Origin of the sequence: Aeromicrobium sp., from assembly GCF_049586495.1 — a bacterium.
Classification (GTDB): Bacteria; Actinomycetota; Actinomycetes; order Propionibacteriales; family Nocardioidaceae; genus Aeromicrobium.
On sequence record NZ_JBAVCB010000192.1, the window covers coordinates 1 to 10,683 of the forward strand.

The 10,683-nt window shown below is 67.0% G+C and carries 12 protein-coding genes; 8 read left to right on the forward strand and 4 right to left on the reverse strand.

Annotated elements, in window-relative coordinates:
- The 4 genes from WB508_RS10090 to WB508_RS10105 all read left to right on the forward strand — a co-directional run.
- A partial coding sequence (locus tag WB508_RS10090) for a DUF6318 family protein (RefSeq protein WP_423844753.1) occupies positions 1-362 on the forward strand: 362 nt, incomplete at its 5' end.
- 281 nt (positions 363-643) lie between these two features.
- Positions 644-1,063, forward strand: a complete 420-nt coding sequence (locus WB508_RS10095; RefSeq protein ID WP_423844754.1) for a hypothetical protein — start codon at positions 644-646, stop codon at positions 1,061-1,063.
- A gap of 31 nt (positions 1,064-1,094) precedes the next feature.
- Positions 1,095-2,468, forward strand: coding sequence for a cystathionine beta-synthase (locus WB508_RS10100; protein ID WP_423844755.1), 1,374 nt, complete (start codon positions 1,095-1,097; stop codon positions 2,466-2,468).
- On the forward strand, positions 2,465-3,637 hold the full coding sequence (locus tag WB508_RS10105) for a cystathionine gamma-synthase (protein WP_423844756.1): 1,173 nt from the start codon (positions 2,465-2,467) through the stop codon (positions 3,635-3,637). Before WB508_RS10100 ends, WB508_RS10105 begins: the two co-directional genes overlap by 4 nt.
- Positions 3,638-3,655: 18 nt before the next feature.
- Here the strand turns inward: WB508_RS10105 and WB508_RS10110 are convergent, their stop codons facing one another.
- The 3 genes from WB508_RS10110 to WB508_RS10120 all read right to left on the reverse strand — a co-directional run bounded on the left by WB508_RS10110 (position 3,656) and on the right by WB508_RS10120 (position 6,998).
- Complete coding sequence (locus WB508_RS10110) at positions 3,656-4,072, reverse strand: universal stress protein (RefSeq protein ID WP_423844757.1); 417 nt, start codon at positions 4,070-4,072, stop codon at positions 3,656-3,658.
- Positions 4,072-5,556 (reverse strand): APC family permease, encoded by a 1,485-nt coding sequence (locus tag WB508_RS10115; RefSeq protein WP_423844758.1) that lies wholly within the window; start codon positions 5,554-5,556, stop codon positions 4,072-4,074. Before WB508_RS10115 ends, WB508_RS10110 begins: the two co-directional genes overlap by 1 nt.
- Before the next feature lie 83 nt (positions 5,557-5,639).
- Positions 5,640-6,998 carry a DNA recombination protein RmuC gene (locus WB508_RS10120; RefSeq protein ID WP_423844759.1) on the reverse strand — a complete coding sequence of 453 codons (1,359 nt, stop codon included), beginning with the start codon at positions 6,996-6,998 and terminating at the stop codon, positions 5,640-5,642.
- Between the two features lie 89 nt (positions 6,999-7,087).
- Here WB508_RS10120 and WB508_RS10125 point away from each other — a divergent pair, with 89 nt between their 5' ends.
- The 3 genes from WB508_RS10125 to tgt are packed head-to-tail and all read left to right on the forward strand — an operon-like array spanning position 7,088 to position 9,594.
- Entirely contained in the window at positions 7,088-7,714 is a 627-nt protein-coding gene (locus WB508_RS10125; RefSeq protein WP_423844760.1) for a hypothetical protein, read from the forward strand.
- A 7-nt stretch (positions 7,715-7,721) separates the two neighbouring features.
- Positions 7,722-8,402 (forward strand): M50 family metallopeptidase, encoded by a 681-nt coding sequence (locus tag WB508_RS10130; protein ID WP_423844761.1) that lies wholly within the window; start codon positions 7,722-7,724, stop codon positions 8,400-8,402.
- Positions 8,403-8,406: 4 nt separating this feature from the next.
- Positions 8,407-9,594: a tRNA guanosine(34) transglycosylase Tgt gene (gene tgt / locus WB508_RS10135; RefSeq protein ID WP_423844762.1), complete on the forward strand. Its 1,188-nt coding sequence runs from the start codon at positions 8,407-8,409 to the stop codon at positions 9,592-9,594.
- Between the two features lie 23 nt (positions 9,595-9,617).
- On the opposite strand, the gene WB508_RS10140 is transcribed toward tgt, so the two are convergent.
- Positions 9,618-10,331, reverse strand: a complete 714-nt coding sequence (locus WB508_RS10140) for a queuosine precursor transporter (protein WP_423844763.1) — start codon at positions 10,329-10,331, stop codon at positions 9,618-9,620.
- Positions 10,332-10,397: 66 nt separating this feature from the next.
- Between WB508_RS10140 and WB508_RS10145 the strand changes: the two genes are divergently transcribed.
- The coding region (locus WB508_RS10145) for an NAD(P)/FAD-dependent oxidoreductase (protein WP_423844764.1) at positions 10,398-10,683 on the forward strand (286 nt) is incomplete at its 3' end.

Sequence of the window (10,683 nt, forward strand, 5' to 3'; positions counted from 1 at the left end):
CCCCGCCCACCATGCCCGCCCAGGCGTCCGAGGACTCCCCCGAAGGCGCCGCCGCGTTCGTCAACTACTGGATCGCGCTGGTCAATTTTGGTGCAGTTACAGGCAACGTGAAGCAGTTGAAGGCAACATCGCGGGGTTGCGAGCCCTGCACCAAACTATCTGGCGCCCTGGCATCGCAAGAAGCTACGGAACGGCCAACTAAGAAAGTTTGGCGTCCTTCAAGCATCACGCCGGATGCTGTCGGCGCCCGCGCGACTGTTGAAGTATCGGAGGGCGAGCTCTCTCAGGTCTACGACCTTCGGTTCGCCATCACAGAAACGCTCCCCTATTCAGTCCGCGACATACAACGGATCACCCCATGATGCTTCGGAGTGGACTGCTCACGGTCGCCGCATGGGCGTCCCTCCTCGACGCTTATGCCGTCGCCGACGTCGACCTTTCTCCTGACCCCTGGTCGCCAAAGATTCACATCGAGGCCTCGAAGTCCAAGCCGGGCGAGATTGGTCGGTCAGCTAGCCGAGCTCCTCAACAGCGCTGGCCCTACTCGAGATACACGTGCAATCAAGGGCCCGAGGGGCTATGGGAGTGCGAACCAGCGCTGGCGGAGCCTCGCAAATCGGCAGACCTATCCCAGGGCGAGATTTTGCAGGCTGCCCGCGAGATCGGGCTGCCGAGTCTGGAGTTGATTGTCGAGCCGGGCGATTCGACGCTGGTCAACGCGGACACGAACTTCTACACCGACCCCGAGAACTTCGCCCGCAGCATCGATCTGCTGGGGTTCGACGTCGATCTGCGAGCCACGCCGGTGCGATACACGTGGGTGCACGGCGACGGGACCCGTCGCGCCACCACTCAACCCGGCCGCCCGTACCCCCACCTCGACGTCACGCACCGATACCGGGAACCGGCCGACATCGTCCGTCCCCGCGTCAACGTCACGTACCGCGTCCGGTATCGGGTCGACGGAGGCGCGTGGGCAGCGCTCGGGCAGACGCTCACCGCGTCCGGGCCCACGACCGAACTCGCCGTCAACGAGGCTGCGCCCGTCCTCACCGCCCCCTGAGCACTCATCGACCGGGTGCAAGAATGGCGGCATGCGTATTGCTGAGCATGTCGTTGACCTGATTGGCGGCACGCCGCTGGTCCGATTGAACTCCGTGGTGCCCGAGGGTTCGGGCCTCGTCGCCGCCAAGATCGAGTATCTGAACCCTGGTGGCAGCGCGAAGGACCGCATCGCGGTCAGGATGATCGACGCGGCCGAGGAGTCCGGCGCACTCAAGCCCGGAGGCACCATCGTCGAGCCCACGTCCGGCAACACCGGCGTCGGCCTGGCGCTCGTCGCCCAGCAGCGCGGCTACAGCTGCATCTTCGTGTGCCCCGACAAGGTCAGCGAGGACAAGCGCAACACCATGCGCGCCTACGGCGCCGAGGTCGTGGTGTGTCCCACCGCCATCCCGCCTGAGCACCCGGACAGCTACTACAACGTCTCGGACCGCCTGGTCCGCGAGACCGAAGGCGCCTGGAAGCCAGACCAGTACTCCAACCAGATGGGGCCGTTGAGCCACTACGAGACCACGGGCCCAGAAATCTGGGCCGACACCGACGGCACGGTCACACACTTCGTGGCGGGCGTCGGCACCGGCGGCACCATCACCGGTGTCGGGCGCTACCTGAAGGAACAGAACCCTGACGTCAAGGTCATCGGCGTCGATCCCGAGGGGTCGGTCTACTCCGGCGGCACCGGTCGGCCCTACCTGGTCGAGGGGGTGGGCGAGGACTTTTGGCCCACGGCCTACGACCCAGCCATTCCAGACGAGATCATCGCCGTCAGCGACGCCGACTCCTTCGACATGACCCGCCGCCTCGCCCGCGAAGAAGGCCTGCTGGTGGGGGGGTCCTGCGGCATGGCCGCCGTCGCCGCGATTCAGGTCGCCGAACGTGAAGGACCGGACGCGGTCGTCGTCGTGCTGCTGCCTGACGGCGGCCGCGGCTACCTGTCCAAGATCTTCAACGACGACTGGATGTCGTCCTACGGGTTCCTGCGCGCGCCGCTCGACGCCATTCGGACGCAGATGGACGTCGGTCAGCTGCTGCGCACCAAGTCCGGCGAGATGCCCGCACTGGTGCACACGCACCCGTCCGAGACGATCCGCGATGCCATCGAGATCCTGCGCGAGTACAACGTCTCGCAGATGCCAGTCGTCGGTGCGGAGCCGCCCATCGTGATCGGCGAGGTCGCAGGCAGTGTCAACGAGCGCGCCCTGATCAGCGCAGTCTTCGAGGGTCGCGCGCAGCTGACCGACGCCGTCGGCCAGCACATGGAGCCGCCGCTGCCCCTGCTCGGTTCGGGCGAGAGCCTCGACGCCGCACTCAAGGCGCTCAGCGACAGCGACGCCGTCATGGTCATCGAGGACGGCAAGCCGCTGGGTGTGCTGACCCGCCACGACCTCCTGGGAGTTCACGTATGAGCAACGACAAGAGCCGCACTGATGCGCACGCGGCGCAGGGCTTCGCGACCCGCGCCATCCACGCCGGCTACGAGCCCAATGCCGAGAACGGCGCCGTCAACATCCCCATCTACGCCAGCTCGACCTTCGCCCAAGATGGCGTCGGCGGCATGCGCGACGGCTTTGAGTACGCCCGCACCGGCAACCCGACCCGGCGCGCACTGGAAGGTCAGCTCGCTGCGCTCGAGGGCGGTGCGTTCGGGCGCGGTTTCAGCTCCGGCATGGCAGCCACCGACTGCGCACTGCGTGCACTCCTCAAGCCCGGGGACCACCTGGTCATCCCCGACGACGCGTATGGCGGCACCTTCCGGCTGATCGACAAGGTGTTCACCCAGTGGGGCATCACCTACAGCATCGCGGCGGTGAACGATCTCGACGCCGTGCGGGCGGCAATCACCCCGCAGACGAAGGCTGTGTGGATCGAAACCCCCACCAATCCTTTGCTCAACGTCGGCGACATCGCCGGAATCGCCGAGATCGCTCATGCGGCGGGCGCCACGTTCGTGGTCGACAACACGTTCGCGTCTCCATATCTGCAGCAGCCGCTCGACCTCGGTGCTGACGTGGTGCTGCACTCGACCACCAAGTACATCGGCGGACACTCCGACGTCGTGGGCGGCGCCCTCGTCACGAACGACGCCGAGCTGGACGCAGCGTTCGCCTTCTTGCAGAACGGGGCCGGCGGCGTGCCTGGACCGTTCGATGCCTATCTGACGATGCGCGGCGCCAAGACGCTCGCTGTGCGGATGGAGCAGCACTGCACGAACGCCGAGGCGATCGTCGACATGCTCACGGCGCACCCCAAGGTCGTGCAGGTGCTGTATCCCGGGCTGCCCGGTCACCCCGGCCACGAGGTCGCGACCCGTCAGATGCGCCGCTTCGGCGGCATGATCTCGCTGCGCGTCGCCGGCGGACAACAGGCGGCGCTGGACTTCTGCGCACGCACCGAGCTGTTCACGCTGGCTGAGAGCCTCGGCGGCATCGAGTCACTGATTGAACACCCCGGCGCGATGACGCACGCCTCGACCGCCGGGTCGCAGCTGGAGGTGCCCGACGACCTCGTGCGCCTCTCGGTGGGCATCGAGGACGGCGCCGATCTGATCGCCGACCTCGAGACCGCTCTGGACTGACGCGTCCTGCTGGCTAGATCAGACGGCGGCCGGGACGCAGAGCACGGGGCGCGACGACAGGTGCAGCAACTTGTGCGGCGTCGACCCGAGCATGGCGCCGCGCAGGGGACTCTCTCCCCACGTGCCGACCACGATGACTCGGGCGTCGTGCTTGTCGGCGGCGGCCAGCAGAGCCTGGGCCGGCTTCTGATCGATCAGCTCGATCGTGGTGGGAACGCCGGCTTCGTGGGCCACCTCCACGGCGTGCTGCAGCGCGGCTTCGCCGACGGCGGCGATGGCGTCCCGCTGCGCGGTGTACTCCTCCCCCAGCGAACCGGGGGGCGCGGTGCCGTAGACGAGCACCAACGGCTCGCCGTACGCCGTGGCGACCTCCAGCGCCGCCGTCAGAGCGCGCACCGCTCCGGGCGACTCGTCATATCCGAGCACGATCGACATCAGAAATCCTCGCTGTTGACGAGATCGGGATCCACGACGCTGGGACGCTCGTCCCAGTAGGACGGGTTGATGACACGCCACACGAACATGGCCACGACTCCGGTCACCGCGATCACGATGCCGATCACCAGCGGCGGTCCGAGACCGAACCACGACACCTGGCTGTAGGAGTTCTCCGGATCGGCCTGATCACGAATCGCCTCGAACAGCAGCCACACCAGCAGGCTCGACCCGATCAGCGGTCCGACACCAATCAAGAAGAACTTCTTGGCGCTGTCCAGCAGATGGTGGCGGTAGTAGACGGCGCACGCCACACCGGTCAGCGCGTAGTAGAACGCAATCAGCAGGCCAAGCGCCGTCAGTGAGTCAAATGCCGCGTTCTCGCTGATCTGGTTGATCACCAGGTACCAGGCGATGGCGATGCCAGCGACCCACCACGTGCTGACGTCCGGGGTCCGAAAGCGCGGGTGGATGTGCCCGAACTTGTGCGGCAAAGCCTGCCGACGCGCCATGGACAACGCCGTGCGCGACGCCGGGATGATGGTGGTCTGTGTGGACGCGACGGCCGCGGTGGACACGGCGAAGTACACGATCCAGTCCCAGTTGCCGAGCACCTCGTTGGCCAGCAACGGGAAGATGTACTCCTCCTCCTCGGCATTGTCGGCCAGGAACTGCGTGCCGGCGTAAGCCACCACCGCGATGCTGCACGACAGGTAGGTCACCAGCAGGATGACGGTCGACCAGATGGCCGCGAGACCCGACGACGAGGCAGAGTTCTCGGTCTCCTCGGTCAGATTGACCGCGGACTCCCATCCCCAGTAGGCGAACACGCCAAGCAGCAGGCCCGCGGTGAGGGCGGAGCCGCCCGCGCCGAAGGCGTTGAGCCACGACAACGAGGGCCGGATCGAGTCCAGGCTGCTGGTGTCGGCGTAGACCCGGTACAGCGCGACCGTGGCGAAGATCAGCAGGAACACCACCTGCAACAGGATCAGGACGTTCTGCAGCTTGGCCGACCCTTCGGTTCCCGCCACGCACAGCGCAGTCATCACGAGGATGAGGATCACCGTCAGTGCCTGACGCAGCAGCGTGTTGTCGGCCCAGCTGTCCAGGCCGAACCCGCGCAAGGCGAAGGCGACGCCGGTGTCGGCGAGTGATCCCACGACCAGCACACCGGTCATGGAGATGGCCCAGCCGCCCAGCCAGCCCGCCCAAGGACCCATGGCCCGCGTGACCCAGCTGAAGGTGGTGCCGCAGTCCTGATCGACCCGGTTGAGGTAGTAGAACGCCGAGGCGATCAGCAGCATCGGGACGAACGACGCGAGCAGCAGTCCGGGAGCGAACACTCCGGCGGCCGCAGCCATGGCGCCAATGACCGCCGCCAGTGAGTACGCCGGCGAGGTGGAGTTGATGCCGATGGACAAAGCGTCGATGAAACGGATGGCGCCCGGCTTGAGGGTGCTCTCGGGTGCTTCGTCCACGGCCATGCGATCTCCCTCGGTGAGTGGAGATCATCGAACCGCGAAACCGGCCCCCCGTCCAGCGTTCCGCCGAATTGTGCAGACCGGCCTCAGCCCGCCTGGTCGTCCTTGGTGAACAACATGTCGGTGTCGATGATCGCGGCGTCCAGCTCAGGACGCTGCAGATCCTGGAACGCAGCGTCCTCCACGGCGGTCATCTCGGCCGTCGTGAGCGGACGCGGAGTGATGTCCACCGGCGCGACGTGACCCAGCTGTTTCGCCTCGTCGACGGCATCAAGCTTGCGCGCCGTGGCCAGGACGCGGGTCTCCAGCGACCCCGTGAACTTGTTGTAGTCCGTGACGGTGCGCTCGATCGAGCGCCCCAGCTTGGACACGTGCTCGGCCAGCGTGCCGAGTCGCTTGTAGAGATCACGGCCGAGGTCGACCAGCTCTTGGGCGTTGTCAGCGAGATCCTCCTGCTTCCACGTGAGAGCCACCGTCTTGAGCAGCGCCCAGAGGTTGGCCGGAGTGGCCAGGACGATGCCCTTGCCGAAAGCGTGCTCGAGCAGACTGGGATCTGCCTCGACCGCTGCATTGAGAATGGCCTCGCTCGGGATGAAGGCGATGGTGAACTCGGGGCTGGACTCCAACCCGGTCCAGTACTGCTTGCCCGAGAGTGCGTCGACGTGCGCCTTGACGGCCTTGGCGTGCTGGGTCCGCAGCGTCGCGCGCTCGGTGTCGCTCAGCTCCTCGCTGTGTGAGTCGATGAAGGCGTTGTAGGGCACCTTGGCGTCGATCGCGACCTGCTTGCGACCAGGCAGCTTGATGACCATGTCCGGGCGACGGGCGCCGGAATCGGCGGTGATCGACTCCTGCGTGTTGAAGTCGATCCGGTTGAGCAGACCGGCGGACTCGACCAGCGTCTTGAGCTGGGTCTCGCCGTAGGCGCCGCGAACGGCGTTGTTGCGCAGCGCCGCCGAGAGCGTCTGGGCCGCCGACCGCGACTGCTCTGCGCTGTCTCGCGTTGCACGGATCTGCTCGGCCAGCGCGCCGTGCTGCTGGCTGCGCTGCTTCTCCAGATCAATGATCTTCTGCTGCAGGGTGGTCAGCTGCGATTCCACCGGAGCGAGCTTGCGCAACACCTTGCTCTCGGCCTGATTGGCGACCTCGCGCTCCTTGGCGTCGCGGCGGTGCTGGGCGACGATCTCGCCGAACTGGTGCTGGGTGGACGCCAGCTGCTCGCGCAGGCCCACGATCGAAGCATTCGCGGCAGCGAGGTCTACCTCGACGCGGGCTCGGGCGCGGGCCTCCTCGGCCCGGATCTCGGCAACGACGCGGTCATGGGCGGCCTGGACGATGGCGGGGTCCTCGACCGGTGCTGGCGCCTCGACCGGACGCATGGCATGCCCGAGCCACCCGAGGGCAGCGCCGACGAGTAGACCGATGAGCAACACCAGAACCAGTTCCATGCCCCGAGTGTGGCAACCGAGTCGGACACTTTGTGGTTGCCGTGCCGATGCCACCGACGAGCAACCGTCAGACCCCTAGTCTGGACGGCATGCCCGACCGTCAACGTCTCCTCGGCGACCTGTCGTGGCTGCAGATCGTCGTGGGCGCTCTCGCCGCCATGACGTCAGCCTGGATCGCTTCCACGCTCGGTGTGGGCGGCACGATCATCGGCGCGGCGATCGGCAGCCTGGTCATTCCGATCTCCAGCGCCCTCTACGGGCGCACCCTGGACAAGGGACGCGTCCTGGTCGTGCGCACCGAACGCGGCACCGTCATTCAGCAGCAGGTCGACGGGAGCAGCGACACCGAGATCGTTGACGAGGTGGCCGACGCGAACCCCAACATCCGTGACGCCGCGGTGGTCACCCAACCCCCACGCCTGCACTGGAAGACGATCCTGCTCACCGCTGTCGCGGTCCTCGCCCTCGCTGTCGTCGCGATGGGCGCCTATGAGCTCGTCTCCGGACAGGCTTACGGCGGGCGCCCCGACAACGCACGCATCGGCAACCCGTTCGGGGGCGCCACCGGCAACGACGAGCCGCCACCCGTTCCCACTGCCACCGAACCCACGTCGATCGAGCCGACCGCCGCACCGACACCCACCGACGAAGAGCCCTCGCCGACACCGACGGAGCCGACGCCCGCCACCGACGAGCCAACCATCCCCACGGGATGAGCCTTCGGTGACTCTGGACACCCCGGGAGCCGCAGCCATGACGGCGCTCGCGCTCGTGGTGCTGCCGTTCGTGTGGCGCTACACCCGCCACGTCGTCACGCTGGTGCACGAGGCAGGACACGCGATCGTGGCGCTGGTGACCGGCCGCCGCCTGAACGCGATCACCCTGCATGCGGACACATCAGGTCTCACCATTTCGAGCGGGCGACCCACCGGGCTCGGCATGATTGCCACAGCACTGGCCGGATACCTCGCCCCATCAGCGTTGGGGCTCGGCAGCCTGGCCCTCGTCTACGCCGACCGCACGGGATGGGCGTTGTGGATCGCCGCCATCGTCCTGGCCGGGATGCTGCTGTTCATTCGCAACTGGTGGGGGCTGCTGGTCGTCGCGCTGAGTGGTGCAGCCGTCGCCGCCGTGACGTACCGCGCCGACGAGCAGGTGCAAGTCTTCGCCGCCTCAGCGGTCGCCTGGTTCCTGCTGATCGCAGGACCACGCACGACGTTGGACCTGTGGGGACACCGACGGCGCGCCCGCACCCGAACCTCGGACGCCGACGTGCTGGGCCGACTCACCCACCTGCCAGCTGCCATCTGGAACGCCCTGTTCATCGGGCTGACCGTCGCGGCCCTGCTGGCGGGCCTCTGGATTGCCGGGTGGGTCAGCCCGGACGACCTGGGTGTTGGATAGAGGGGTGTTCACCCCAGACAGCGAGCTGCCCACCGGAGGTCGCACCGGAGTGATCACCACCCCGCACGGCGACATCCGCACCCCTGCCTTCATCCCGGTGGGAACCCGCGCCGCAGTGCGGGCTGTGCTGCCTGAGCAGATGGCCGACCTCGGTGCCCAGGCCGTGCTCGCCAACGCGTATCACCTGTACCTGCAGCCCGGCGCCGACATCGTCGAGAGCGCGGGAGGGCTGGGCACGTTCATGAACTGGCCAGGGCCGACGTTCACCGACTCCGGCGGGTTTCAAGTCATGTCGCTGGGCGCGGGGTTCAAGAAGACACTGTCCATGGCCTCCAAGGGCGTCGAGTCCGACGACGTGATCGCCGAGGGCAAGGATCGGCTGGCGCTGGTCGACGACGATGGCGTGACCTTCAAGTCCCACCTCGACGGGTCGACACACCGATTCACCCCGGAGGTGTCGATGCAGATCCAGCACCAGCTGGGCGCCGACATCATCTTCGCGTTCGACGAGCTGACGACATTGATGAACACCCGCCAGTACCAGGAATCGTCGTTGGCCCGCACCCAGGCGTGGGCCGAGCGATGCGTCATCGAGCACCAACGGTTGAGCGCCGAGCGCACCGACCGGCCCCAGCAAGCGCTGTTCGGCGTGGTGCAGGGCGCCCAGTACGAAGATCTGCGGCGCCAAGCCTCCCGAGGCCTGGCCAAGCTCGACTTCGCCGGCTATGGCATTGGCGGGGCGATCGAGAAGGAGAACCTGGCCACCATCGTGCGGTGGGTCACCGAAGAGCTGCCTGACGACCGCCCACGCCACCTGCTCGGCATCGGTGAGCCTGAAGATCTGTTCGCCGCCGTCGAGGTCGGTTGCGACACCTTCGACTGCGTTGGACCGTCGCGGGTGGCCCGGTCATCACGGGTCTACACACCCGACGGCCGCGAGAACCTGAACGTCGCGGCATCGCGGCGCAACTTCGGTCCGATCGACACGGAGTGCGACTGCTACACCTGCGCGCACTACACGCGGGCCTACCTGCACCACCTGTTCAAGGCCAAGGAGTACAACGCCGCGACGTTGTGCACGATCCACAACGAACGATTCATCGTCCGCCTGGTCGATCGCATGCGGATCGCCATCGAGGACGGCACCTTCACCGACTTCAAGGCCGACTTCCTGGCCCGATATCGCGTCTAGCGTGCTGGCCAACCACACCCGGGTCAGTAGGTGGGTTCGCGGCGCTTGAGCCAGGCGATGACGCTCACCGTGATCGGCAGCGCGGCGAACTCCACGAGGACCTTGTAGATCACGCCAACCAGGAAGTAGTTCCAGAAGGTGCCCATCGTGGTGATGCCGATGGCTGACGCGGCGATGGCACAGAACAAGAAGGTGTCGACCAGCTCGCCAGCGCCTGTGGACGTGGCAAGACGGGCCACGAGGGAGCGCTCGGCGCTGCGTCGCTTCATCGCCACCAGCACGTAGCTGTTGACCAGCTGGCCGACCACGTAGCCGAGAACGCTGGCCAGCACGATCTGTCCCACGGGCCCGGCCACCGCCTCGAAGGCCGCCTGATTCTCGTAGAACGAGGCGCCCGGGGCACGCTCGACGATCCAGAAGGTGCCGGCCGCCAGCAGCGCCATGGCGAATCCCGTGAAGACGGCCCGTCGTGCCGCCTTGAATCCGTAGACCTCAGAGATCACGTCGCCGAGGATGTACGCCAGCGGGAACAAGAAAGCGCCACCGTCGGTGACGATGGGCAGGATCTGCAGTGAGCCGATCGAGAACGAGCCGATCCCGAACTCGATGCCCTTGGTGGCGGCGATGTTGGAAACGATCAGCACGACGCAGAACAGCGCAAGAATCACGTCGTAGTACGACGACCCGCGGCTGGCGAAGCGAATGACAGGTTTTGGTGAGGTTGCCTGAGAACTCATGTCCCCATCGTCCCACGGGCAATCCCTCACCAGCCGCACGAGCATGCCTCTGGAACAATTGGACCCATGACCGCCCTGCCTGCGCACACCGATGTCCTCGTGGTCGGTGCTGGGCCGGCGGGGGCGGCCGCCGCGGCGTGGTCGGCCCGCCTTGGGCACGACACGGTGATGGCCGACGCGGCCACCTTCCCGCGCGACAAGACCTGTGGCGACGGGCTCACCCCGCGCGCCATCTTCGAGCTGCAGCGCCTCGGCCTCGGCGACTGGGTCCGTGGGCACGGCACCAACCGCGGCCTTCGTGCCGCCGGTTTCGGCCAGGAGCTGCTGCTGCCCTGGCCCGGCGGATCACTAC